This is a genomic window from Undibacterium sp. KW1 (genome assembly GCF_009937955.1).
Classification (GTDB): Bacteria; Pseudomonadota; Gammaproteobacteria; order Burkholderiales; family Burkholderiaceae_D; genus Undibacterium.
In genome coordinates this window covers 383066-407380 of record NZ_AP018439.1, presented here as the reverse complement: position 1 = coordinate 407380, position 24315 = coordinate 383066, and the positions used below count along the sequence as shown (strand labels likewise).

General features: G+C 52.0%; 21 protein-coding genes and 1 pseudogene. 5 read left to right on the top strand and 17 right to left on the bottom strand.

Annotation, left to right across the window (positions count from 1 at the left end; genetic code table 11):
• Window positions 1-16: 16 nt before the first annotated feature.
• The 6 genes and pseudogenes from UNDKW_RS01865 to UNDKW_RS01840 form a co-directional block, all read right to left on the bottom strand.
• Entirely contained in the window at window positions 17-2200 is a 2184-nt protein-coding gene (locus tag UNDKW_RS01865; protein ID WP_162057359.1) for a TonB-dependent siderophore receptor, read from the bottom strand.
• A gap of 107 nt (window positions 2201-2307) precedes the next feature.
• A complete protein-coding gene (locus UNDKW_RS01860) occupies window positions 2308-4146 on the bottom strand; it encodes a M56 family metallopeptidase (protein WP_232063203.1) in 1839 nt (612 codons plus the stop codon).
• Window positions 4143-4538 carry a BlaI/MecI/CopY family transcriptional regulator gene (locus UNDKW_RS01855; RefSeq protein WP_162057357.1) on the bottom strand — a complete coding sequence of 132 codons (396 nt, stop codon included), beginning with the start codon at window positions 4536-4538 and terminating at the stop codon, window positions 4143-4145. The genes UNDKW_RS01860 and UNDKW_RS01855 overlap by 4 nt, the downstream gene beginning before the upstream one ends.
• 100 nt (window positions 4539-4638) lie before the next feature.
• On the bottom strand, window positions 4639-6528 hold the full coding sequence (locus tag UNDKW_RS01850) for a hypothetical protein (protein ID WP_162057356.1): 1890 nt from the start codon (window positions 6526-6528) through the stop codon (window positions 4639-4641).
• A gap of 49 nt (window positions 6529-6577) precedes the next feature.
• A pseudogene (locus UNDKW_RS01845) lies at window positions 6578-7755 on the bottom strand (ABC transporter ATP-binding protein).
• Between the two features lie 97 nt (window positions 7756-7852).
• A complete protein-coding gene (locus UNDKW_RS01840) occupies window positions 7853-8707 on the bottom strand; it encodes a helix-turn-helix transcriptional regulator (protein ID WP_162057355.1) in 855 nt (284 codons plus the stop codon).
• A 261-nt stretch (window positions 8708-8968) separates the two neighbouring features.
• Here UNDKW_RS01840 and UNDKW_RS01835 point away from each other — a divergent pair, with 261 nt between their 5' ends.
• Window positions 8969-11551, top strand: a complete 2583-nt coding sequence (locus UNDKW_RS01835) for a cation-translocating P-type ATPase (protein ID WP_162057354.1) — start codon at window positions 8969-8971, stop codon at window positions 11549-11551.
• Window positions 11552-11594: 43 nt separating this feature from the next.
• Here UNDKW_RS01835 and UNDKW_RS01830 read toward each other — a convergent pair whose 3' ends face one another.
• Window positions 11595-12326, bottom strand: a complete 732-nt coding sequence (locus tag UNDKW_RS01830; protein WP_162057353.1) for a flagellar brake protein — start codon at window positions 12324-12326, stop codon at window positions 11595-11597.
• 182 nt (window positions 12327-12508) lie between these two features.
• Between UNDKW_RS01830 and UNDKW_RS01825 the strand changes: the two genes are divergently transcribed.
• Window positions 12509-13045, top strand: a complete 537-nt coding sequence (locus UNDKW_RS01825) for an NADPH-dependent FMN reductase (protein ID WP_197893078.1) — start codon at window positions 12509-12511, stop codon at window positions 13043-13045.
• Window positions 13046-13069: 24 nt separating this feature from the next.
• On the opposite strand, the gene UNDKW_RS01820 is transcribed toward UNDKW_RS01825, so the two are convergent.
• The 3 genes from UNDKW_RS01820 to UNDKW_RS01810 form a co-directional block, all read right to left on the bottom strand.
• On the bottom strand, window positions 13070-13591 hold the full coding sequence (locus UNDKW_RS01820) for a TlpA disulfide reductase family protein (protein ID WP_162057352.1): 522 nt from the start codon (window positions 13589-13591) through the stop codon (window positions 13070-13072).
• 111 nt (window positions 13592-13702) lie between these two features.
• Window positions 13703-14494: a transporter gene (locus UNDKW_RS01815; protein ID WP_232063202.1), complete on the bottom strand. Its 792-nt coding sequence runs from the start codon at window positions 14492-14494 to the stop codon at window positions 13703-13705.
• A gap of 10 nt (window positions 14495-14504) precedes the next feature.
• The gene (locus UNDKW_RS01810) at window positions 14505-14963 is read right to left on the bottom strand and encodes an Lrp/AsnC family transcriptional regulator (protein ID WP_162057351.1); all 459 of its coding nucleotides are present in this window, start codon (window positions 14961-14963) and stop codon (window positions 14505-14507) included.
• 145 nt (window positions 14964-15108) lie between these two features.
• Between UNDKW_RS01810 and lysA the strand changes: the two genes are divergently transcribed.
• A complete protein-coding gene (gene lysA / locus UNDKW_RS01805) occupies window positions 15109-16356 on the top strand; it encodes a diaminopimelate decarboxylase (RefSeq protein ID WP_162057350.1) in 1248 nt (415 codons plus the stop codon).
• 3 nt (window positions 16357-16359) lie between these two features.
• On the opposite strand, the gene UNDKW_RS01800 is transcribed toward lysA, so the two are convergent.
• The 3 genes from UNDKW_RS01800 to UNDKW_RS01790 all read right to left on the bottom strand — a co-directional run bounded on the left by UNDKW_RS01800 (window position 16360) and on the right by UNDKW_RS01790 (window position 19048).
• Window positions 16360-17148, bottom strand: coding sequence for an ABC transporter substrate-binding protein (locus UNDKW_RS01800; RefSeq protein WP_162057349.1), 789 nt, complete (start codon window positions 17146-17148; stop codon window positions 16360-16362).
• Window positions 17149-17676: 528 nt separating this feature from the next.
• A complete protein-coding gene (locus UNDKW_RS01795) occupies window positions 17677-18219 on the bottom strand; it encodes a TlpA disulfide reductase family protein (RefSeq protein ID WP_162057348.1) in 543 nt (180 codons plus the stop codon).
• A 67-nt stretch (window positions 18220-18286) separates the two neighbouring features.
• A complete protein-coding gene (locus UNDKW_RS01790; protein WP_232063201.1) occupies window positions 18287-19048 on the bottom strand; it encodes a phytanoyl-CoA dioxygenase family protein in 762 nt (253 codons plus the stop codon).
• Between the two features lie 200 nt (window positions 19049-19248).
• Between UNDKW_RS01790 and UNDKW_RS01785 the strand changes: the two genes are divergently transcribed.
• Together UNDKW_RS01785 and UNDKW_RS01780 are read left to right on the top strand one after the other, a co-directional pair.
• Window positions 19249-20304: a 3-deoxy-7-phosphoheptulonate synthase gene (locus tag UNDKW_RS01785; protein ID WP_162057347.1), complete on the top strand. Its 1056-nt coding sequence runs from the start codon at window positions 19249-19251 to the stop codon at window positions 20302-20304.
• A 67-nt stretch (window positions 20305-20371) separates the two neighbouring features.
• Window positions 20372-20830, top strand: coding sequence for a DUF805 domain-containing protein (locus tag UNDKW_RS01780; protein ID WP_162057346.1), 459 nt, complete (start codon window positions 20372-20374; stop codon window positions 20828-20830).
• Between the two features lie 76 nt (window positions 20831-20906).
• On the opposite strand, the gene UNDKW_RS01775 is transcribed toward UNDKW_RS01780, so the two are convergent.
• From UNDKW_RS01775 to UNDKW_RS30055, 4 genes are all read right to left on the bottom strand, one after another.
• On the bottom strand, window positions 20907-22268 hold the full coding sequence (locus UNDKW_RS01775; protein ID WP_162057345.1) for a formimidoylglutamate deiminase: 1362 nt from the start codon (window positions 22266-22268) through the stop codon (window positions 20907-20909).
• Complete coding sequence (hutG, locus tag UNDKW_RS01770; RefSeq protein ID WP_162057344.1) at window positions 22265-23080, bottom strand: N-formylglutamate deformylase; 816 nt, start codon at window positions 23078-23080, stop codon at window positions 22265-22267. Before hutG ends, UNDKW_RS01775 begins: the two co-directional genes overlap by 4 nt.
• Window positions 23081-23094: 14 nt before the next feature.
• Window positions 23095-23859: an IclR family transcriptional regulator gene (locus UNDKW_RS01765; protein WP_162057343.1), complete on the bottom strand. Its 765-nt coding sequence runs from the start codon at window positions 23857-23859 to the stop codon at window positions 23095-23097.
• A 140-nt stretch (window positions 23860-23999) separates the two neighbouring features.
• A complete protein-coding gene (locus UNDKW_RS30055; protein WP_197893074.1) occupies window positions 24000-24290 on the bottom strand; it encodes a hypothetical protein in 291 nt (96 codons plus the stop codon).
• Window positions 24291-24315: the final 25 nt, after the last annotated feature.

Genomic DNA, 24315 nt, shown 5'->3' with positions numbered 1-24315 from the left:
ATGCTGCCGGGCCGGATTACAACTTCACTTCCCATACCAGCCGCCAGGTTCGCGCTGACTGTTGTTGATTGATATCTGTCCAGCGTGAAACTGCATTGGTATAGATGCCGCTGTCGAGCTTGTCTTGTTGCAGCACATTACTGACTGAAAAACGCAACTGACTTTGCTTGTTTTGCTTCCAGGCCAGGTAGATATCGAGATGACGTCTGGGGCTGTTGTGCCCTGTCAGATAAGCTGATTCACGAATATTATTTGCGGCCTGATAGCTGTAATCTGCCCCCACCCGCAAGGCGGGATTGATCTGGTAGTCGGCACCAGCACTGACCATCAAACCCGCCTGTTGTGCCAGATGGTTATCAGGGCCGGGCACTTGTTCTACCCTTGACCAGTTGCGGTTGAAAGTGGCGCGCAGCTCCAGCACTGGCATGCTGGACGCCAGTTGCTGCAAGTTCAGTTTTGCCTCAATTTCCAGACCAAGGATACAGGCGCGACCATTGTTGGCGAGACTGCTGACCCAGGTGCTGCCAATCTGTGTAGTCTGCTCGAGCATGACATCATCTATCCGTCGCCAATAGGTGTTGGCGCTGATGACGCTATTCTCAGTCAGGTAGTGCTCATAAGCCAGCTCCATGCCCCAGGCGCGTTCTGGCCGCAAGTTGGGATTGCCCTGAAAATCTGAATTGAGCGGGGTATTGTTGTTATCGATGCGGAACAGGCGTGGTACGAGATTACCCACGGTAGGCAATTTGAAACTGCGGTTGAGTGCCATGCGCCATTGTCTTTGGGCGTCGAGCTTCCAGACGCTTTGCAGTATAGGACTGAGCATGCTGGCATTATTTTGAAAATCAAAATTACCTGCTTCTTTGCTATTGCTGCTGATACGCTCCATGCGCAAACCCAGGTAAGCTGACCAGGCATTATTGATGGTCCATTCATCCTGCAGATAAACGGCCAGTTTTTGCAAGCTGGCCTGGTAGTCGTGTGCGCTGTCAGGCAGTGTAGTGAATTCCTGCTCATTACGGTTTTCATGACGCAATGCCCGACTGGCTTCCCAGCCCAGACTCAGCACATGTGATTCTGAATACGGTGCCAGGTATTTGCCATTGAAGCGGTATTCATTTTCATCGGCATCACCTGTGACATAACGATGTATTTTTAATGTCCCTGCATTGTCCTTGCCCCAGAAATGAAATTTGGTCGATCTGTCCAGGCTGTTCCAGCCCAGGTTCATGCTCAGCCTGGCGCTGTCGGCGAGGCGTCGCTCCCAACTCAGATCGTTACGCGAGGTGAATACGTGGGCGCTCCAGATGGAGTGGTTATCCGGGAACTCGGTACTGTCACCAACATAGGTATTTTCTTTTTCCTGCTTGGTCTGCTCCTGCCTGGCGAGAGTCAAATTGCCCTGCCAGCTCAGACTGTCTTGCGCATTGATTTTCCAGTTCAGGCGTGGCGACAGGCTGGCAGCATCACGACGGTTTTGCTGGCTTTGCTGCAGTTGTCTGTCTGCTGTCGTTTCCCATGCATCACGCATGCTCGCGCGTTCAGACTGGCTTTCCGTCGCCAAGGTATTGAGCTGATTGACATTGCTCTCCAAGGTACCTGCCAGCACATAAGAAATTTCAGGTTTATCGTCAAACTGATTTCCCAAACTCCATGACAGGTTGCCCGACAAACGTCCGGCCTGCAGGCTGGCATTTGCTTTGATTTCTGTCGCCTGGTTGCTGCTTTTTTTCTTGAGGATGATATTGATCGTTCCAGCAATACTCTGGGCACTGACATCGGCGCTGGCGACACGCATGACTTCTATTTTTTCTATCAAGTCAGGGGCGATGCTATCTATGGTGAAACCTACCGGCGTGGTCTGTCCATTCAATAATATCTGGGTGTAACCATTACCGAGGCCGCGCATGCGTATCTCTGCGCCCTTGCCCTTGCTCTCGGTGACACTGATGCCGGGCAGGCGTTTCAAGACTTCGCTGAGATTGGTATCCCCGTATTTTTCTATGTCTTCACGGCCATAGATGCTGCGCATGCCGACATCGTCTTGACGATCGCGATTGGGTTGTGACTTTGCATTGATTTCTACCTGTTGCGGTGTTTGCTGTGCCTGTTGTTGTGCCAACGCCTGCTTACCGGCAAACAGTGCCAGAACACTGAGCGCTATGGTAGATAGACGTGTTGATGCCTGCTGAAAAAGCATGATGTTTTCTTTCATCGACAGATTAAGGGTTGTAACGGGTGTGACTGGTCCTTGCGCCGTTCAGGGTTCAGGGCGCAGGACAGTCAGTGTGTAAATGGGACTGTGGTTTAGCCGGGCTTGGCAGTTTCCAGCGCCGTGCGTATGTGCATCACGTCATCAGTACGTACATCGCTGTTTTTTGCATTCAGCAAGACCATGATGACGGGCTTGCCAGCGATGGTAGTACGCATGGTCAGGCAGCGGCCTGCGATTTTGGAGTAACCGGTTTTTGAGATACTGATGTCCCAGTCCTTGCTGGCCGTCAGGCTGTTGGTGCTCTGGTAGTCATAGCTTAGGCCGGCGACGGTATAGCTGCCTTCACTGCGGCTGGCGAGCTTGCGCAATTCCGGGTAGCTGGCTGCGGCCTTGACCAGCAGTGCAATATCTCTGGCATTCGAGCGGTTATTGGGTGAGATGCCTGCCGCTTCTTCCAGATGGGTAGCCTGCAAACCCAGGCTGGCCGTCTTGCTTTGCAAGGCTGCCACAAAAGCGGGCTTGCCACCAGGATAAGTCCTGGCCAGTGCCTTGGCAGCCGCATTGCTGGAAGGAATCAGCGCCAACTCCAGCAGGGTCTGGCGTGACAGCACCGTGCCTGGCTGCAGCTTGACCTGGTTGGTATGCCAGCCTGCCACGTCTTCTTTGCTGATGGTGATGGCTTCATCTTTATCCAGTTTTGCATCCAGCGTCACCATGGCTGTCATCAGTTTGCTAATGGATGCGATGGGCACGATAGTGTCGGCATTTTTTTCCAGCAAGACTTTGCCACTTTGTTCATCCACCACCAGTACATGTTCTGAACTGGTTTTGACATAGGCGCTGATGTGGGTAACCGGTTCTGCTTTTGCGGCGGCAACTGGGGCTGATGGCACTGAGGGCTCTGATGATTCTGGTGTGGCATTCACCTGGGTTTGCAATACCAGCAACAGTGCCGCAGCAATACCGAGCACGGGCGCGGCCATCTTCCAGTGCCAGGGTTGTGAATCAGGGCGCACCAGGCGTTTGATGCGTGACAGCAAATCACCACCGCTGGCCGCCATCGCGGCTTGCGGCATTGCAGCGATCTGCAATTTATCCAGCACTTGCAGGGCACGCGCCAGTGGGCGGGTCTGGCCCAGCATCGCGGCTGCCATGTCGTCGGCAATCAGTTCTCTTTCTGCATCGATGCGCTTGGAAATCCACCACACTGCAGGATGATAAAACAGCAGCGACAAGACCAGGTTTTGCAAAAGGTTGACGACATAATCCCAGCGCTTGATGTGGGCCAGTTCATGTGCCAGCAAGGCTTCTATCATGTCGGGTGGCATGCCGGTCAGCAAGGACGCAGGCATGACCACGACAGGCTTGATACAGCCATAAGTGACCGGGCTTAACAAGTCTTTCTGGAACTTCACCTGCACCTGGCGGCGTATAGCAAATTGATACGCCAATTGATTGGTGCGTGCCTGCCATTGCTGCGTCAAGACTGCAATATCATTGCCATGCTGGCCAAGGCGATACACCCACAGCAAGCCCAGTGCCAGGCGCATCAACATCAATAGCACACCCATGCTCCACAGGGTGACTACCAGCGGCAACCAGGCCTCTATCTGTGCAGCAAGCAGGCTTTGCCTGACCCAGACAAGGTCCAGTGAAATGCTGGCTTTGCCGGCCAGTTGTATGGCTGTTTCGAGGTTGATGGTTTGCGGTTCTTGCCATTGCTGCACTATGCCGAGCGCTGGCCACAACAAACAAGCCAGCATTGCCGTGCAAGCCAGTGCATACCGCAATTGTGGACGGGCATTGCGGGTCACAGCCAGCAAAATGGCGCAGATACTGGCGATCAGTGCACCCTGCCAGACAAAATGCAGCAGCGGCCAGCCCAGCAATTCAGCGAGTGTGTATTCTGCGTATGTGGAAGCTGGCATCATGATTTTTTTTCATCCTGCATGATCTGTTCGATTTCATCACGTTCTTTATCCGTGACATGGCCACGCAAGGCAGCCAGCACCAGCGCTTTGCCAGAACCGGCAAAGACTTTTTGTATCATGTCCTTGAGCAAATTGGTTTGCAGCGAATCCTGCTCTTGCGAGGGTGCATACACATGCGAGCGCTGGCTCTCATCCCGCGTCAATATACCCTTGCCGTGCATGATTTGCAGGTGACGCAAGACCGTGGCATAGGCCAGGTCGGGGCGCTCGTCCTGTATGGTTTCATGCAATTGCTTGGCACTCATGGGACCATGCTGCCACAGCACCTTGAGCAAATTGAGCTCAGATGCCGTGGGCTTGGGGATAGATGATTTTGCAACAGCAGAAGACATATTCAGCATCCGGATTTAACAATGGATGCAGAATAAATGTTCTAGAAACTTTTGTCTAGAACTTTTTTTCTAGATAAGTGATGTGGATAAACTTGTTGGCTTACCCTGCCTGCAATGCAGCGAGCCTTTCTGCCACTTCCCGCTTTAATTCATGTGCGTAAACATCATTGAACTGCACATTCATTCCACGGATTTCGGGGTCGGTTATGCCATAGGCGAGACGGAATTCGCGGGCATGGGTGCGCAACAGGTTTTCAAACTCTTCTATGTCTGCCAGGTCAGTAATAAGCCTGACTTCAACACCAGGCTGGCGAGCCAGATGGGCGTGTAACCTGGCCTCATGCAAGGCCAGCATATCTGTTACAGGTGTAGATTTGAACAGGGCAAAGCTGTGCACGCGGGGGCCGCTAAGGTAATACGAGCTGCTACGCGCATCCGATGTCAGCAGCAGACTGCCATCGCTGAGCAAGCTTACACAGCGCTTCAGGCGCGCATTGCCTGCTGCCTCAATGAGCAAGGCAAACTCCTGTGTGGGTGCCAGCCAGCATGCGCCCGGGGCTTCACGTTTCAAGATAAGTACATTCGCCATATTTTGAAACCAGGACAAAAACTGCATGTCGGTCTTCGCCATGGCTTGTTGCATCTCATCGAGCCATGGATGCATTTCGTCCTTGAACGCAGCTTTTTCCATAGGTGCGATGTCGATATGCGCCCAACTGACCAAACCTACGGTAGAGTTTGCGACTTTGGCAGCCACGGATTTTATTTCCTGCATCTCCTGTTCGTTCGGTTTTTCAGGTGTGTTGGTACTGTGTTCTTGCCACTCACCTAGTGCCGATTTGAGATTGGCCATGACTTCTGCTCTATCGCGAAAGCCGACTTCCTCGTTCCTGAAGTTTGCGGGCAATTGACCCAATTGCGCCATGGTATTTTCCAGCTCTGCAAAATGCCTTGCGTGAATACTGGCACGCCCACCTTGGCAGGTGTCAGCCTCCTGCAAAACCTCTTGCAGTCTATGATTCAGTACTTCCTGCTCTTCTTCGTTACTATTCTGCAGGGCAGCTTCATAGGCTTTGGCAGCGAGCCTGTAGGCGTCTGCTGCTGCAGGATATTTATCCAGCGCTTTCAGCAGATGGCCTTTTTGCGTCAATAGATCGGCATCTTCGAGATTATCGATTTCATCGATAGCGTTTATAGCCTCATACACTGTATGAGCATGCATACGGCCTAATATCATGTGCTCGAAAAAGCCGGGAGGCGCCTTGGCACTATCTTCTTCAACCGCATCACAAATAGCAACCAGCAATCGGGCCCGCTCTTTTTTAAATTCAACTTTGTCAGGATGTGCTGCCAGAGCCTGCAAAATCATACTGTAACGCAACCACGGATTCCAAATATTTGCGTCAGACCAGGCAGTCAGTATCTTGTCAGCCTTGCCTGCATCTGTTGCATGCTCTTTCATCAGTTGCACAAAACCATACATGGCTTGTTGCTCCAGTTGCTCTGAGTAACTGGCTGCCTCTTTTTCCAAAGCCTCGCGGGCGGCAAGCAGGGCCGGATCGACAGGTTCATCTTCCGTATCCTCATCGTCTTCATGCTCGCTTACTTCTCCCTCCTCGCTTACTTCTTCGTCCTCGTACTCTTTACCGTCGTCATCTTCATCCTCGTCGCCACCTTCATCAGGAAACAGCGCCTGCATCTTTTCTTCAAAGACTTCATCGGTAATCCAGTATGCAGACTTGTGCTGACGCGCCAGTATCGCCAGTTGGTTATCCAGGTCTTCAGGCTGCAAGAGCGCCAGCACTTTTCTGTCCTTCCAGGCAGAAATATGGTCGTAGGCTGCATCAAACATGGCAATACGCATGCGCAGATATTCTGCATTCTCGGGATGAGAGGCGATATGACTATCGAGCAATGTCATGGTCTCTTCAAAATCCGCCTCATCATTGCAGGCCAGCTCAACCTGTACGCGCATTTTTTCTATCGTCATTTTCATTTTCCCTTCCCAGAATTATGGAGCACATTTTATCAGCACTTTTTCAGGCAACAGGAATCATCTTGTCTTCATGTCTGGGCGCAGGCCACAGACCTGCCGGGCGCTTGAGCATGACGATGACCATGGTCAGGCCCAGCAATAATTGCCGCAAGACTTCGGGCTCTATCAGCATGTGGCCGAATAGCTGTTGCTGCAGGGGTGGCACCAGATAACGCAGTAATTCGGGCAATAACACCAGCAGCACTGCCCCAGGATCACGCCGGGTATATGGCCTATGCCTCCCAGTATCACCATGGACAGGATGGATACCGATTCCCCCAGAGAAAACGATTCTGGTGACACATAGCCCTGGAAGGCAGCAAACATGGCGCCTGCCACGCCACCAAAGGAGGCACCCATGGCAAACGCCAGTAATTTGATATTGCGGGTATTGATGCCCATGGCAACGGCTGCAGTTTCATCTTCACGGATGGCGACAAAGGCGCGCCCCAGGCGAGAATCATGCAGGCGCACGGTGACGAAAATAATGCTGGCACAAAGTCCCAGGAAGAGAAAGTAATAGGCATTCACAGATGGCATGGAAAAGCCGGCAAAATAGACGGTCGCCTGTGAGCCAGGTTCACCACCCAGTGACACGCCAAAGATGCGGATATGATCCACCATGTTGATGCCCTTGGGGCCATTGGTGATGTTGATGGGCGAGTTCAGGTTGATGATGAAGATACGGACAATTTCACCAAAGCCCAAGGTCACGACCGCCAGGTAATCGCCGCGCAATTTGAGGGTAGGCGCACCGAGTAATGCACCCAGCACTGCAGCCAGTGCTGCCCCCAGCGGAACGATGATCCATACTGACAAATGTATGCCGTGCGCAGCAATCTCCGGCCCGTATAGCCACAACAGTGTCTGGCCGAGTATGGGGAAATTATTGATCACGGATTCCAGCAGGATGGCAAAGTGCGGTGACGCCAGCAAGGCAGTCATGTAGGCACCCATGGCATAGAAGGCGACATAGCCAAGATCAAGCAAACCGGCAAAACCGACGACGATATTCAGGCCCAGCGCCAGCATGATATACAGCAAGGCAAAATCCACGATACGCACCCAGGCATTGCCAAATTGCATGGCAACGAAAGGAAAAACCAGCATCAGCATGACAAGCAGTGCCAGTATCGGGTACGCCTGACGGGGGTTGGTCCTGGTATCAAAGTAATGGGACATCTGCGCTTACCGGAAGTTAACTATCCAGCATAGCTTAAATGCCCGCCTTACCTGGCGCTACCAATATCTTGCTCAAATCTTGCCCCTCACGCCTTACTCAAATCATGCTGCGTTGCCGGGATTCGCTGGGCGTCATGCCGAACACCGAACGGAAGCTGGACGTGAAATGGCTATGGCTGGCAAAACCGCATGCATGGGCTATCTGTGTCAGGTCATGACAGCTTGCCCGCATGGCGCGGAGAGCGGCCGCCAGGCGGGTACGTATCAGGTAACGGTGAACAGGCAAACCGACTTCTTCCCTGAATACCCGGGACAGGTGAAACGGTGAGGCATGCACCTGGCGGGCCAGTTCATCAAGCGTCCACTCCTGCTGAGGATACAGCGAGATCAGTTCCTTGACAGCTTCAACCTGCTGTCGCCTGCGGCGTTGTGTCTGGGTATGTCTGGCACGGTCCAGTTGCTGGCGCTCAAAACAGGCCGCTTGCACCGAGGCAGTCAGTACTGAAACACTGATTTCCTGTACTGCCAGAGTATCGATGACTGGCTCATGCAAATGCCGCCACAAAAGCTCGCGGCTCAGCACGCTGGCTGGTGGCAACAGGCTATGCGGCCGCAATACCGGGGCATACAATTGTTGCACGCCTGCGGCATCGACCAGTATTTGCATGAGTGCTTCCTTTGAAAAATCCAGTACCAGAGCCTCGTCGCCTATATCACCGGGGAGGGTGATACGGTAAGGCTGGCCTGTTCCCAGAAAAATCGCATGGTTGGCATTCGCAATGACATGCTGTTTCGGGCCATCATGCTTGGCCAGCACGCCAGCGATGGGCAGCAATACCAGGTCAGCGGTCTCGCACTCGAGTTCCTTGCTATCATCAGGCGCAGGTCTTGCCACACCATGTCGTATGGACAGCAGTTCGCTTTGAAAAAGAGTTCGCAGCACTAAAGACATGATTAAAAGCCGGTCTGGTATGGGCAGTGTTATAAAATTCCTGAAACGGTATTACAAGCACAACTTGTAGCTTATCCTGACTTTGCTGAATGATGATTTTGATTTAGGCGCTTTTACTGAACAAGCTATTGCTGAAGTTACTGGCAATGAGATGAAAACACTATTTTCTGATTCATTGCGACAGTCTTGAGATTGATCAATATACCAGCCTGCTTATCTCTGTAATGCTGTAACCCTTAACTATCACTGACAGGCGTATCCATGGCGACACCTGAGCTCACAGCAACCACAGGACTGAGTTCTGCCATCGCAAAAGAGCGGCTGCAGGCTGTCGGCACCAATGAGTTGCCATCAGCCAGGCCACGCAATATCTGGGCAATTGCCTGGACGGTATTAAGCGAACCTATGCTTTTGCTGCTGATCGCCTGCGGCAGCATTTACCTGTTACTCGGCGACTTGCATGAAGCGCTGGTATTGCTGGCTTTTGTGTTTGTCATCATCGCTATCACCTTTTATCAGGAACACAAGACTGAGCGTGCACTTGAGGCCTTGCGTGATTTATCCAGTCCAAGAGCGCTGGTCATCAGGGATGGCCAACAAATACGCATCGCAGGCCGCGAAGTGGTTCCTGGCGATGTGCTGGTACTGGCAGAAGGCGACAGGATAGCTGCAGATGCGGTCTTGTTGTCTTGTCTGAACTTGACTGTCGATGAATCCCTGCTGACCGGTGAATCTGTTCCAGTCAACAAAACGACCCAGGAAGTTTCACCAGCGGCGATGGAGCAGGCTGGTGGCGAAGATACGCCTTTTGTCTTTTCTGGCAGTCTGGTGGTGCAAGGTAAAGGACTGGCGCAAGTGCTGGCAACGGGTGGCCAGACTGCCATAGGCAAGATAGGCGCAGCCTTGTCATCAGTCGACATCGAACCCACGCGGGTGCAAGTGGAAACCCGCAAGGTCGTCAAATATGTCGCCCTCTCCAGCCTGGGCATGGCGGTGCTATTGGCACTCTGGTATGGATACAGCCGCCAGCTCTGGCTGGATGGGGTGTTGATAGGCCTTACGTTTGCGATGGCCCTGATACCAGAAGAATTGCCTGTCGTATTAACGCTCTTCCTGGGTATAGGCGCATGGCGCATGGCCAGGCAACAGGTATTGACGCGAAGAGTACCAGCCATAGAAACGCTAGGTGCAACGACGGTGCTCTGTACGGATAAAACCGGCACACTGACGCAAAATAAAATGGAAGTCGTCCAATTATTCGCAGGAAATAAGCTCATTGACTGCCAGCAACCTAGAGCTGAATTACCGGAAGAGTTTCATGAGGTGCTGGAGTACGCCATTCTGGCCAGTCACCGTGAGCCTTTTGATCCGATGGAGGTAGCCATTCAAGGTGCAGGAATAAACATGCTCAGCAGGACTGAGCATTTGCACGCAGGCTGGGGACTGGTTGAAGAGTATCCCCTGTCAAAGGAATTGCTGGCCATGTCCAGAGTCTGGGCGTCAGAAGACAAGGAACAGTATGTCATTGCCACCAAGGGCGCGCCCGAGGCAGTTGCCGATCTTTGTCACTTGCCGCCAGCCGATGCAGAGGCATTGTTGAAACAAGTCAACCTGATGGCTGAAAAAGGGCTGCGTGTACTCGGTGTCGCCAAAGCAAAATTCAAAGCTGTCCATGCGCCTATCGTCATCGAGAACACGACGCAAGATGAACTACCCGACATCCAGCATGATTTTGATTTTGAACTGGTTGGCCTGATTGCCATGGCAGACCCGGTACGTGCTGGTGTACCGGCAGCCATCCATGAATGCCAGACGGCCGGGATACGGGTCGTGATGATTACCGGTGATTACCCGGCAACTGCAAAAAATATCGCGGCACAGTGTGGCTTGCCAGTGACAGGTGGCGTAATCACCGGCGCAGAACTCAATGAGATGGATGAGGCGCAATTGCAGCAGCGCATAGCAGACGTTGCCATATTTTGCCGGGTCGCGCCTGAACAAAAATTGCGCCTGGTGAATGCCTTCAAAGCCGCTGGAGAAGTCGTTGCCATGACCGGTGATGGTGTGAACGATGCACCGGCGCTGAAAGCTGCAAATATAGGAATAGCGATGGGCAAGCGGGGCACGGATGTGGCGCGTGAATCTGCGGCCCTGGTGTTGCTGGACGATGAGTTCTCTTCTATCGTGGCAGCCGTCAAATCAGGCCGCAGGATATTTGACAACCTCAGGAAAACCATTTGTTTTATCGTTGCCGTTCACATCCCTGTGATTGGCATGTCAGTTATCCCCGTCATGCTGGGCTGGCCCGTCATGTTGATGCCTGTGCATATCTTGTTTTTGCAACTCATTATCGACCCTACCTGTTCACTGGTATTTGAGGCCGAAGTGGAAGAAAACGATGTCATGCAAAGGCCGCCGCGGGCCACCGGGGCGACAATTTTCAATCGTAAAACCTTGTTCAAGGGTTTGCTGCAAGGATCGGCATTATTGCTGACCATACTGACGATTTATTACCTCGCCCTACAACAAATGGAAGTGAATCAGGCCAGGGCTATGGCATTCACAGCCATGGTGACAGGCAATATCGGTCTGATCTTTATCAACCGCAGTTTGTCCGCCAATATTTTGCATAGTCTGCGTCTGCCCAACCCAGTGTTGTGGTGGGTGGTGACTGGTGCCATGGCGGTGCTATCTCTGGCGCTGCTTTTGCCTGGGTTAGCCAGGCTGTTTTATTTTGCCAGATTACCCTTGACTGACCTGGCCATCAGCCTGCTTGCAGCGCTGCTGTGCATCAGCCTGATGGCTGCACTCAGGGTATTTGCAAATAGCAAGACGAAAGCCTGAACAAGCAGCATTGTCACAGGTGCAGTACTCAGGCTTGCGGTGTTTATTTTGGCAACAACTTGCGCCTCTCGTATTCAAGCTGGTTGATATGACGCTGTATGGCGACATCCATCTCATGCGGCAGGCCCTGGAAACTGATCCCTATGCGGTACTTGCCCTGCCTGCTTTTTTCTATCTGGGTGACGTGACGCACTATGCCTTCGCAGCGCACGACATTGCGTATGCCCAGCACGATATGCAATTTGGCGATGTGGTCCTGAACCTTGACTTCAGGCGGGCCCGACACTTGTACGCTCAGCCCGCCCACGCACAAATCAAAGATGGGCCAGTATGCCAGGGTTTCGCCTTTTTCATCATATAGCCGGACCTTGAGCGGATCGACGATGGGCAATTCATTGCGAAAATACTCGCGGCGCTGCATGCGCACGACACGAGCCGGTATTGGCACCCAAAAGGCATCCTGGTTGCCCCAACTGAAACGCTGGGGGTTGAGCCCTGTAAACTGCACGCGTATGCCGTCCGGCCTGGCCAGAAAAACACAGGAACTGGCTTTTTCCAGCAGTTTATTGGCGCGCGCATCGCCACCGATATCAAAGACCAGGCCATCATCCCTGGCTGAGAGTATCAGGGTCACGATGAATTCGCGACCCTCGTTAAAATAGACAGTGACCGGTTCGCGCCTGTGCGAAAGATCATTCAAAATGCCCAGAATTTCTCTCTGTCCCAACAGGAAAAATTTGTCCTCTATTTCGTCATTACTAAATGATGCAGACATCCATTTACCTTTTTATTTATTTTTCTTGAAAAATAGACTGCTTATTACTACTGGTCAATAAAATAATATCGCTTGTGTCATGATTTGACACATCAGTTGCTTTTTTTGCTCACCGAACGGCCACGACAGGCATCACCCGTTTGTCGCATAATGCCTGCAATTACATCCATTTTCAAAATAATATGCCAATGAGAATACTGGCCATTTGTGGCAGCCTGCGCGCTGCCTCGCTCAATGCCATGCTGATACGTGCCCTGAGCCGCCTGGCACCGCCGGATATCAGCATCCAGGTCTATGAAGGCATGGCAACATTGCCTCTGTTCAACCCCGATCTGGATTTATCACCACCCGCCAGCGTACTGAGCTTGAAAGAACAGATAGCCGCAGCCGATATCATACTGATTGCCAGCCCGGAGTATGCGCATGGCATGACAGGCGTCATCAAGAATGCCCTGGACTGGACCGTCAGCAGCGATGTATTTGTCTATAAACCTGTGGTGGTCTTGAATGCCTCGCCCAGGGCCAGGCATGCAGATGCGGCCTTGCGTGAAGTATTGAGTGTGATGTCAGCCAGGATACTGGAAACGGCGTCGGTACAAGTCCCGGTCATCGGCGCCAGGCTGGATGAGGATGGCATGATCAGCCATCCTGAAATTGCAGAAATTCTAAAGGCAGCACTCGCTAATGCCAGGGCTGAATGGCAAACCCTGCAAAGCTGAACAAAATATCAGGCGAGCAGGTAATCAGACCGCCAGTGCCTGTTCCAGCAAGGCGTGTAACTCACTGAAGGATGGCTCACCAACATAGCGTTTGAGGATATTGCCCTGCTTGTCGATGACATAGGTCGTCGGCGTCAGTTTCACATCGCCGAAGGATTGCGCCAGCTTGCCTTGTGGGTCGAGGGACACATGGAAAGGCAGCTTGCGGCTTTCAGCATAGTTGATGACATAATTCGGTGCATCATAGCTCATCGCAACGGCGACAAACTCCAGGCCTTGCTTATTATATTTATTGTAAGTCTCTATCATCTTGGGCATCTCGGCAACGCAAGTCGCGCAAGAGGTAGCCCAGAAGTTCACCATGACGACCTTGCCGCGCAGGCTTTGGGTCGATATTTTTTCACCTTTGAGATTGGTGAAACTCACCTCCGGCATAGGTGTTTTTGCCTTGTAAGTCATAAAAAAAGCGATAGCCAGGGCTAACAGCGCCGTTGCGGCGATGACTGAAAATATGGCAAATTTACGTGGTGAAGAAGGTGCCAGCATGGTTTTCCCAGAGCAAGAAACAAAGCAGGCTCCTATTATACGACCTAAGTCACAATCAGGTTTTGCGCTATCACAGCGACATCTACTTCTACAGCGACAGCTATAGCGGCTTTACCAAAGCCTGGCTACCGGCACGACGACACCGGCAAACCAGGAGCGGTCCTGGGAATTGCTGGTCAGGCCCTTGGTCATGCCCGCATCAAAGGTAAGCCGCTTGTTGGGGCTATAGGTCAGGGCGATCAGCGCCTGCCCCTGGTTTTTGGTGCCAGAGCGGTGCCAGCCAGCCCATTCTGCAGTGAGGCCCATTTTTTCATTAATTTCGGTCGAGAAAGACGCTGACAAGCCACTTTGCCAGTGTGAAGTCGCATCTTCAGCAAAGCCCAGGTGCGTCATGTTCAGGTTCAGGTCAGCGTGTACTTTGCCCAGATCCTGGCTGGCGATGCCATTCAAAGTCCAGTCTGACTTGCCAGATCCCAATGCATCTTTGGCCGTGGGGAATTTATTGCCGAACTCCAGGCCAAAAGCAGTATCGTCACTGATGACAAACGCCCGCTTGATGGTCAGCGAAGTATCACCAAAGCCGCGGTCATGCTGGCCTGCACCATCGTCGTTGATGATATGCGCCTCACCACCAAGCAAGACTCCCCATTCCTTGGAAAAAGCCAGCTTGAAAAGATAAGGCAGGCTCTGGCGCTGGGCTGGCCCGGTCTTGATGGTGTTGATACCCATTTCCAGTTCCAGTTGCCCGGCGACAGGCAGTTGCGCAGAATTGGATACCGAAGGACGATAAGGCGTTATCGCATCGACCTCTTCATCGGCAGCATAGGCGAACTGAGCACTCATGCATGTGAGGGAGCTCAGTACAGCCAATGCAGCTAAATTCAGGCGGGATATTCTGGACATGGTTTTCCTTTCATTCTGCAATCAGCATTGCTGGAGCGCTGATGGCTTTACCTGCCACATGGGTAGTCAGCACGATTGCGGTCGAGGTAGAGCCAAAGGCATTCAATTCATTGATGATACGCTGTAAATGTTCTACATCGGTCGCCAGTACACGCATGACGGCGCCATCTTCCCCAGTCACGGTATAGCAATCGATAATTTCAGGACAATTGGCGACATACTGGGCATAAGGCCGCCCCTGCTGCGTTGAGAGCCTGATCATGGCAGTAATTTGATAACCGAGTGCCTTGGGATTAATATCGGCACGATAGGCACGTATCACCTGGGCAGCTTCCAGGCGCTTGATGCGCTCGGACACTGCGGGCTGGCTCAGATGTACCTGGCGGCCTATCTCTGCATGCGACATGCGCGCATCCTGTTGCAATAATTGCAGGATTTTTTGATCAAACTGGTCGAGTTTATGATTCATAAGCATTTTGCGTCAATTTCCGATCAAAGCCTTGGCTGGATGAATAAATCCCTATGGAATCCCATTCAAACCATGGATTGCACTTGTTAAAGTAGAGTTACTGTAAAGCTTACACCAAACTTCAGGATGCCCCGGAAAAATTGCCATGACAACGACTATCACAGCCAGCCAGCTTGCCCATATTGCCAAGGAATTCGACACACCTTGCTGGGCTTACGATGCCACTATTATAAGAGCTCAAATTGCCCGCTTGCGTCAATTTGATGTGATCCGCTTTGCCCAGAAGGCATCCAGCAATATCCATTTGCTGCGCCTGATGCGTGAAGAAGGCGTGATGGTGGATTCTGTCTCACTCGGTGAAGTAGAGCGTGCTTTAGCCGCAGGTTATACCAGCCAGGCTAAACATGGTGGCCATGCGCCTATCGTGTTCACTGCGGATTTACTGGACCGCGCAACCCTGAAACGCGTAGTGGAATTGAATATCCCGGTAAATTGCGGCTCACCGCAGATGCTGGAGCAACTGGGGCAGGCACATCCTGGCCATGCCGTATGGTTGCGCATCAACCCTGGCTTTGGTCACGGCCATAGCCGCAAGACCAATACTGGTGGCGAACAAAGCAAGCATGGTATCTGGCATGAAGAGCTGCAAAACGCGCTGGCCATCATTGACCAATATGGTTTGACGCTGGTAGGTCTGCACATGCATATCGGTTCTGGCGTTGATTATGACCATTTGCAAAGCGTTTGCGATGCAATGATAGAACAGGTCAAAATCTGCAAGCGTGACTTGCAGGCGATTTCCATCGGTGGTGGCTTGTCCATCCCTTACCGTGGTGACGAGCCTGCGGTCGATACTGCGCACTATTTTGACATCTGGGACAAGGCCAGGAAAGAAATTGAAACCCTGCTGGGTCACAAAATCAGCATGGAAATAGAACCTGGGCGTTTCCTGGTGGCGCAATCTGGCATATTGATTTCTGAACTGCGTGCGCAAAAACAGGTGGGTAGCAATTTCTTTGCGCTGGTTGATGCAGGTTTCAATGACCTGGTGCGCCCTTCCATGTATGGCAGCTTCCATCGCATTAGCTGCCACGCGGCAGATGGCACAGCGCGCACTACGCCCTTGCGCCCTACTGTAGTAGCCGGGCCTTTATGTGAATCTGGTGACGTGTTCACCCAAGAAGATGGTGGTGTGGTTACGACCCAGGATTTGCCAGCTTGCGAGATTGGTGACCTGTTCGTCTTCCATGATGCCGGTGCTTACGGTGCCAGCATGTCATCTAACTATAATTCCCGCCCGCTGATACCTGAGATATTGGTCGATGGTGAGCAGATCAAACAAATCCGCCGTCGTCAGACTGTGCAGGAATTGATTGCTCTGGAAAATATTTAAGAACTAACGCAGTTCTTCCAGAAGCCCGGCCTTGCGGGCTTTGAGGATGGCGACATTGAGTTTGTCGATGATGCCGTCATCCTTGTCTGCCCTTACCGCAAAATGGATAGTGTCTATCAGCAGTGGCTTGGGCAAGACGGTCAAACGTATATCGGCAAAAGGTGAAGTGCTGCCTTCATTTTCATCACGCAAGGCCTGTAACCTGTTTTCAAGAAAGTGCGGGTCTTTATTCACAGAGCCAAACAATCCCGCATCCATACGCCGGAACAAGAGTTTATAGATACGTGACAAGGGTGCGTAATTATCGACCTCAACCTTGAAGAGATTGTCTTTCATTGCGTCGAAACGGTCACCATAGCTAAAGCCGCGTGGTATGCCTATGGTCTTGCCCTTGAGATCAGCCATGGTATTGAAGCGGAACTGGGCATCACTCCTGGTCACCAGGAACATATACTTCGATTGTATGGGCAGGGAAAAATGGAAGATTTTTTCGCGCTCTTTGGTTTTGGTGACGCCGTATATGACGCCCTCGCCATTTTCTGCAGCCTGCAACGCCCTTGGCCAAGGGCTGCGCTGCTGCTGTATCTGCAAGCCCCCTTCGCGCTCAATAAACTCAAACAGTTTTTCTGCCAGCTTCAAGGGAAAAGGCTGACCACGCTGGTCTATGGGGTCGGCGGTCAGCATCACCACTTCCTTGGCGCATGCTGCATGCATGCTGATGCCAAATACCAGCGCAAATAAAGTCAGCAGGGGCATGAGCCGCAAAGCTGGAACAGGATTGCACAAGCGCATTTGACTTCACCAGGACCTTTCATGCCAAATCCCTAACAGCAGCAGACCAGACTTATGCATGGCGATGCGCCTGGGGACAGGGATTGTGTGGGAGAGTAGAACAGACTAGCGGTACAACTAGAACTCATTTCATAAATAGGGTGAGATGCGTTTGCCTCATAGCGTGGGCTGGCAAGGCGGACGAGGCAGTCAATAGCGGTGCTATTGATAACGAGTCCAACGCTGTCCAGCACGCGCTATGAGGTAAACCCTCCGGGAACTGACGATTTGGGTGCATTGCGGCGTTGTGGCCCTCGCTAAGGCAGGAGCCTTAGCAGCGGACCACGCCTTGCACTGCATCCCAAATCGTCTTGTTCGCACTCATCCTATTTATGAAATGAGTTCTAATTAGCTTCCAATTCAGGAAACTTATCAGATAGTAACGTCATTATGGCAATGCAGCAAGTTTGACTAGATTTTATTACGATAAATGCAAATAAAATGCTTACAAAGGACGGCTGCATCCCAGGTGAAATATTGAAACGCTGGTCAACTTTTTGTCGAGCCCGGCTTCTTTTGGATGATGGCCTTGATGTGCGCCCATTGCGCAGCTTTGATGCCGCCTTTGTATGATTCCATAACCTTGCCATCGCGACCTATCAAAAAAACGGTAGGCGTGGCAAATACCTTGCCGAAATTATCCTGGTAATCCGGGGCATTGCGCCACAGGGACGGGAAGCCCTGATTGTCCCTGCTCAGCCATTTTGCCTGTTTGGCATAGTCATCAATATCACTCATTGCATCATCGATGCTGACGGTGACCAGTTCAAAGCCTGATTTTCTATTGGCTTCATAAAACTTGCGAAACGTGGGCATCTCGGCCTGACAGGTTGGGCACCAGGTCGCCCAGAAGGTCACCAGTATGATATCGCCTTTACTGGTGTCAAGCTTGTATGGCTTGCCGTTCAGCGTGGTGCCAGCCAGAGCAGGCTGGGCAGGGAACACTTCCTTGCTGGCCGCCTGGGCAAATTGGGCACTGAGGCTGGACGCGACAATCACAGTTACAGCCAACAACTTTGACATACCGAGCATGGCAATACTCCACTTCTGTCTGAGCGATAGCTTACAGCATAGTGCAGATTGAGATTGCCGTCTGCGCTTATAAGGCAATTTCAGGATAAGCCGCAGAGCGGGTACCTGGCCGCGGCGGATTATCTGCAGACCTGTACGTGAATACCATGGAAAACTTGGTCGCCGCAGTCTGGTTTTTGCCTGCAGCATGAAAGAGATTGCTATGGAACAGCAAGACATCACCCTGCTGCAAAGGCACAGGTTGGGCCTGCGCCAGCAAAGCCTGGTTTTGTTCGAGGTCAGTACGCAAGAACTGGGCTTCATCGAGTTGCGCAACATCAATATCGATTTTATGGGAGCCAGGTATCACCAGCAGGCAGCCATTTTCTACGGTTTCATTGCGCAGTGCCAACCACGACGATATGAGTTCTGCACGCTGGAAATTCCAGTAGCGGCTATCCCTGTGCCAGCCTGTGGCTGTTGAGTACTGCGGTTGCTTGCTCATGATGCAATTGTGATGCGACTGCGACAGCACTGCCCCCTTACCCAGCAATTGCAATAAGGGTTCTGACAGTGCCTGGCCGGTTGCCCATTGCGCCAGACGCGGATCACGCGCGTAGGCTTGCAATAAACGCCTGGCAGTCAGGCCGCCTTCAGCCTCGCGTGAAGCAGGTGCGCCGGGATAGCGGGTATCAGCTTCATACTCTATCGGTTGCACCTGCCCTGCCAGTTGCTGTTCGCAATAGGCAATCACTTCTTCACAGTAAGCGGCACTGGCCTGCTGCCGCAGTACCAGTAAACCCTGGCTGGCAAATTCTTGTTGTTGCGCGGTACTTAACATGGTCATCATTTTCAATGAAAAAATGCCATTAAACGCATCCGTCATGACGCAGTAAAAATGGCTCACTCTTGATTTTAGGGGAGTTTATCTTTAGGCGATCAGAACAGATCAGATCAAATAATGTGTGATTGTGATTAGCGTGCAATTCTAAAAATCCAGTAATCGGTGATAATGTAGGCCAAATTCAACGCAAAAGCCCCTTACTTAACATGACACACACCATACTGGAAAACATCAACGTCAGTTCTTTCGAGAACATGCCCACCCCTGAAGAACTGCATGCCCGCCTGCCTTTGAGCGATCTGGCTGGCGATGTTGTCGAGCAAAGCCGCGAGAGCCTGCGCAACATACTGGAACGCAAGGACAAACGCCTGTTCGTCGTCGTCGGCCCCTGCTCCATTCATGACCCGGTCGCTGGCCTCGACTATGCGCGCCGCCTGAGAGCCCTGCAGGAAGAAGTCAAGGATGTGATGTTGCTGGTCATGCGCGTGTATTTTGAAAAACCACGTACGACCACAGGCTGGAAGGGTTACATCAATGACCCGTACATGGATGACTCTTTCCGTGTTGATGAGGGCATGGAAAAAGCCCGCCAATTTTTGCTGGATGTCTGCGAACTCGGTCTGCCGACCGGCACTGAAGCGCTGGACCCGATATCACCACAATACCTGGGTGACCTGATTGCCTGGACGGCGATCGGTGCGCGCACGACAGAATCCCAGACCCATCGCGAAATGTCGTCCGGTCTGTCTACGCCTGTGGGTTTCAAAAATGGTACGGATGGCGATATCAGCATTGCCATCAATGCGATCTTGTCGGCATCCCATCCGCATTCTTTCCTGGGTTTGAATGGTCAGGGCCGCGTCTCTATCGTGCGCACCAGCGGCAATCAGTATGGCCACGTGGTCTTGCGCGGTGGTGGTGATCGCCCTAATTACGATACTGTATCTGTCGCCATGGCCCAGCAAGCGCTGGTCAAGGCGAAGTTGCCACCCAATATCGTGGTCGATTGCTCGCATGCCAACAGCTATAAAAAACCGGAATTGCAACCGCTGGTCATGGCCGATGTCATCAACCAGATCGCCAACGGCAACAAGGATATTGTCGGTGTCATGATCGAATCCAATATCATTGCCGGTAACCAGCCTATTCCTGCCGATTTATCGCAACTCAAATACGGTTGCTCAGTGACCGATGCCTGTGTGGACTGGGAAACGACGGAGAAGATGTTGCGGGATGCTGCAGTGAGATTGCGCAATGAGTAAGTAATTTTTTGTAGGGTGCAAGAGCTTGAAAATTGCACCCTTCTCTGTTGGGCACATAGCCATATCTATGAAACAAAGAACCGGCGCAGGTACCTATCTGCTCACCATGTCATTCAGCGTCATTGTCTGGTCGGCAAGCACAATATTACTCTGCAAAAAATTAGCGCTGACAGGTGTCATCGATCTGGTTACTCTTAACTGGTGCATCACAGCAATGGGTATGGCTTTTGCTGCACTTTTTTACCCCATGTCTGCCAGTCGCCTGCGTGATTTGAATTTTCCATCTTGGTCAATCAAGATTTTTTCATTTCCCCTGATCACCTTGATTATCCTGCCTTTGCTCTGCTTTCTTTCCGGGCCAAGATGGGAGAATGACTACGGTGAGCAGGCACCAAAATCTGGAACGGGTAAAACATTGCTCGCGCTTTCTGCATTTGGGGTTGCTGTACCTAGCCTGTACTACGCATTAATCATTTATTACGGCACACGTTATTTGCTGGCCCACACTTTTTCATCGCCAATTTGAGAGCCAAAGGAACTGATTGCGATCAATGCAGTTCTCTATGTCCCACACCTTTACTCATGCAGGCCGCTGCTGATGTTTATAATTGCCGTAATTGATGCATGCAACTGGTGTAGGCCGCCCGGATTTCCGTTTGTAATACGTGACGGCCGTTTTCCACTGTTTTTTTACCTCCAACATATACATCACGTACCAGATTATCGTTGCCTGCAAAGATCCAGGTATTGAGCACATCCGTGCTAGCTATACCTGCAAGATTCGGATGCGCGTCATCAAGTACTACCATATCGGCGCGATAGCCAGTAGTCAGTTGTCCAAGCTTGCGTCCGCTTGCTTGGGCGCCACCTTGCAGGGCTGCCTGATACAAGAAATCACCGACCTTGCGCTGACCTGCAACGCTGGCAATATTGCGGCCCTGCAGGCGTAGGCGCTGGCCATATTCCAGCCAGCGCAATTCTTCTACCGGGCTTTGTGATACATGGCTGTCACTGCCTACACCAAAGCGACCACCAGCTGCGATGTAATCTGGCAAATCAAAAAAACCATCACCGAGATTGCCTTCAGTCGTCGTGCAAATGCCAGCCACTGCGCCACTGGTCGCGATACCCTGCACTTCAGACTTGTTCAGATGAGTCGCATGCACCAGGCACCAGCGCTCATTCACAAGCTCACTATCAAGCAAGAGTTCTACCGGGCGTTTGCCTGAGTAAGCAATACAGGCATCGACTTCTTTTTGCTGCTCAGCGATATGGATATGGATAGGACGGGCGGCGGGCAGTGCCGCTACCAGTTCACGTATCTGGCTGATACTGGCAGCGCGCAGGGAATGCGGAGCGACACCAACTTCGACCTGGGCATTGCGCTTGCCTTCCAGTGCTTCGATCAATTGCATGATCTCGGCCACATTGGTAGAGAAACGGCGCTGGTCGTAGCGCAAAGCCTGTTCACCAAAATCGGCGTAACTGTATAACACGGGCAGCATGCTGATGCCCATGCCAGTCTGTTCTGCAGCAGCGATAACGCGCTCTGCCATCTCGGCTGGGCGCACATAAAAACTGCCATCCTGGTCACGATGCAGGTAATGAAATTCACAGACTGCGGTATAACCATGACGCAGGCATTCAGCATACAATTGCGCCGCAATGGCCTGGATTTGCTCAGGCGTGATATGCAGGGCATAACGGTACATGAGGTCACGCCAGGTCCAGAAACTGTCCTTGCCCTCGCCTGCCATTTCTGTCATGCCCGCCATGGCGCGCTGGAAGGCGTGCGAATGCAAATTGCTCATACCGGGCAGGACAAACTGCGCCTGGCTTTCATGCGCCTGCAAAGCTGCATCCAGCTCAACCAGACTCAGATCACCTCCCTCATTCCAGTGCAGGCGTACATTGCTGGTCCAGCCCTGGGGCAGCAAAGCGTGATGGGCAAACAGGCTACTCATGCGGCGCTCCCTTGTGTTTTGTTCCAGTCCAGGCAGGTTTGCAGCAACTGCCTCAGCAGGGGTTGCACCTTGACTGCCAGGTCAGGCCGGTATTCGTAGGGCGCTGCTTCGTTCATGTAAATGCATTGGCTCATCTCCAGTTGCACTGCATGGATATGACGTGATGGCTGGCCGTAATTGCGGGTGATAAAACCGCCCTTGAAACGGCCATTGAAAATATGGGTATAGGCTTGCGCATGGGCAGAATTTCTGAGGCATACCTGCAATGCATTCTGCATACCTATGTCACAGGATTTCTGGTCAGCCGTACCAAAATTCAGGTCTGGTAATTTGCCTTCAAAAAAACGCGGCACCAGCGAGGCAATGGAATGTGCGTCCCACAAAACCACGCTGCCATGCAGGCTTAACAGGCGTTCCAGCTCTTGTTGCAATTGCTGGTGATAGGGTTGCCAGTATGTAGCGATGCGGCGCTGCACCTCGGCTTCTGCCGGCAAATTCTCAGGCGCATATAGCGGCTGCTTGGCAAAGGTGTCAACCGGACACAGGCCGGTAGTATCTTGCCCCGGATACAGATTGGCATTATCTGAAGAACGGTTCAGGTCTATCACATAGCGTGAATATTCCGCCGCGATGGTGGATGCACCGAGCTCTGCCGCCATATTGTAGAGTGCACGCAAGTGCCAGTCAGTATCGGCTTTTTCTTGTGCAACTGGCAGCATCTGGGCAGCGATGTCATCCGGTATGCTGGTGCCCACATGTGGCATGGAAATCAGTAGGGGCAGGCCGCCCTGTTGAAAATGAAAAGCAGTCATGGTGTCTCCGGGATTTATGGATATTGTAGTTTGTGGCTCAGTCTGTCGGCTGCTGCCAAAGTCATATTGATGAGTTCGTGCTTGCGTTGCTGTATGCGCTGGGCAGGTGCCATCAGGGATAAGGTGGCTTCAAGTTTATGGCGGCCAGAAAACACAGGTGCGCTGACGCCCCAGATACCAAGATCAACTTCATTCTCACTGGTCGCATATCTCTGTTCACGTATGCCTTGCAACTGGGTTTGCAAGTCTTGCAGTAACTGGCCGGATACTGGTGCATTTTCCAGAAAATTCTGCGCCAGCAATTCGTCTTGCAAGGCTGGCGGCAGATGTGCCAGCAAAGCCTTGGCCGACGCACCACGCACGCTGGAGCTGGCACGGCCTTTGGCAAAAGAACAGCGCAGGGCTTGCTGGCTTTCTTGCATATCCAGGCAAACCACTTGTCCATTGACATAGGCCAGCAAACCTACGCTCTCACCCGACTTTTGCACCAGATCGGCAAGTTCATCGCGCGCTGCACTCATCAGCCAGGAATGCTGGTCAAAACCACGCGCCAGTTGCACTGCCAGCGGGCCAGGTTCATATAAGCCCGTCTGCGCATGTTCCTGCACCAGGCCCCATTTCTTGAGCGGTGCAAGCTGACGGTATAAGGTGCTCAGTGGCAAGCCGGTTTGCTCTACAAGTTCACGCGCAGACAAGGCATCGCCATGACGGGCAATGCAGGCCAGAACCTGTAAAACGCGTTCACTCTGAGCAATACTATCCTTATTGGATGCTGGCATTGTGGCTTGGGGAAAAGAACAATATCAGACTCATTCTAGCAACACACTGAGAAACATCAACAATCAATTCTCACTCAATGAGAATTGATTGAAAATATTTTTAGCCAGTGACTGTTCCGCGAGTGTAGGTCCGGCGAATATCAGTCGTGGCCACTGAAATAATCTTTGTTTGAACGGGAAAAATCCATAAAATCATTCTCAGGGGCATTTTCACGATTGATGTATTGACCGCTGGGAGGCCCTAAACTTGGCTGTACAAACAAATAGCAAAGAATAGCTCCGATAACCGGGAGCAACCAGATCAAGGCATATTGCGCATATTTTTGAGCAGGCTCAAAAAAATCACTCCTTGCCAGCAAGTAAGTCACATACACATTCATTGCCAGCAAGACAATCACAATGATTATGGCGAGAATGATGAGTGCGTTCATCATGTAAGAAGCGATAGTCAGGACT

Excerpts from the sequence above, each read along its gene's own strand:
- UNDKW_RS01835 (WP_162057354.1), top strand. The coding sequence starts at position 8,969 with ATGGCGACACCTGAGCTCACAGCAACCACAGGACTGAGTTCTGCCATC.
- UNDKW_RS01765 (WP_162057343.1), bottom strand. The coding sequence starts at position 23,859 with ATGCCAGCATCCAATAAGGATAGTATTGCTCAGAGTGAACGCGTTTTA.
- UNDKW_RS01775 (WP_162057345.1), bottom strand. The coding sequence starts at position 22,268 with ATGAGTAGCCTGTTTGCCCATCACGCTTTGCTGCCCCAGGGCTGGACC.
- UNDKW_RS01780 (WP_162057346.1), top strand. The coding sequence starts at position 20,372 with ATGAAACAAAGAACCGGCGCAGGTACCTATCTGCTCACCATGTCATTC.
- UNDKW_RS01830 (WP_162057353.1), bottom strand. The coding sequence starts at position 12,326 with ATGTCTGCATCATTTAGTAATGACGAAATAGAGGACAAATTTTTCCTG.
- UNDKW_RS01850 (WP_162057356.1), bottom strand. The coding sequence starts at position 6,528 with ATGACGATAGAAAAAATGCGCGTACAGGTTGAGCTGGCCTGCAATGAT.
- UNDKW_RS01810 (WP_162057351.1), bottom strand. The coding sequence starts at position 14,963 with ATGAATCATAAACTCGACCAGTTTGATCAAAAAATCCTGCAATTATTG.
- lysA (WP_162057350.1), top strand. The coding sequence starts at position 15,109 with ATGACAACGACTATCACAGCCAGCCAGCTTGCCCATATTGCCAAGGAA.
- UNDKW_RS01820 (WP_162057352.1), bottom strand. The coding sequence starts at position 13,591 with ATGCTGGCACCTTCTTCACCACGTAAATTTGCCATATTTTCAGTCATC.
- UNDKW_RS01785 (WP_162057347.1), top strand. The coding sequence starts at position 19,249 with ATGACACACACCATACTGGAAAACATCAACGTCAGTTCTTTCGAGAAC.
- UNDKW_RS01800 (WP_162057349.1), bottom strand. The coding sequence starts at position 17,148 with ATGCGCTTGTGCAATCCTGTTCCAGCTTTGCGGCTCATGCCCCTGCTG.
- UNDKW_RS01855 (WP_162057357.1), bottom strand. The coding sequence starts at position 4,538 with ATGTCTTCTGCTGTTGCAAAATCATCTATCCCCAAGCCCACGGCATCT.
- UNDKW_RS30055 (WP_197893074.1), bottom strand. The coding sequence starts at position 24,290 with ATGAACGCACTCATCATTCTCGCCATAATCATTGTGATTGTCTTGCTG.
- UNDKW_RS01795 (WP_162057348.1), bottom strand. The coding sequence starts at position 18,219 with ATGCTCGGTATGTCAAAGTTGTTGGCTGTAACTGTGATTGTCGCGTCC.
- UNDKW_RS01860 (WP_232063203.1), bottom strand. The coding sequence starts at position 4,146 with ATGATGCCAGCTTCCACATACGCAGAATACACACTCGCTGAATTGCTG.
- UNDKW_RS01790 (WP_232063201.1), bottom strand. The coding sequence starts at position 19,048 with ATGATGACCATGTTAAGTACCGCGCAACAACAAGAATTTGCCAGCCAG.
- UNDKW_RS01865 (WP_162057359.1), bottom strand. The coding sequence starts at position 2,200 with ATGCTTTTTCAGCAGGCATCAACACGTCTATCTACCATAGCGCTCAGT.
- hutG (WP_162057344.1), bottom strand. The coding sequence starts at position 23,080 with ATGACTGCTTTTCATTTTCAACAGGGCGGCCTGCCCCTACTGATTTCC.
- UNDKW_RS01815 (WP_232063202.1), bottom strand. The coding sequence starts at position 14,494 with ATGTCCAGAATATCCCGCCTGAATTTAGCTGCATTGGCTGTACTGAGC.
- UNDKW_RS01840 (WP_162057355.1), bottom strand. The coding sequence starts at position 8,707 with ATGTCTTTAGTGCTGCGAACTCTTTTTCAAAGCGAACTGCTGTCCATA.
- UNDKW_RS01825 (WP_197893078.1), top strand. The coding sequence starts at position 12,509 with ATGCCAATGAGAATACTGGCCATTTGTGGCAGCCTGCGCGCTGCCTCG.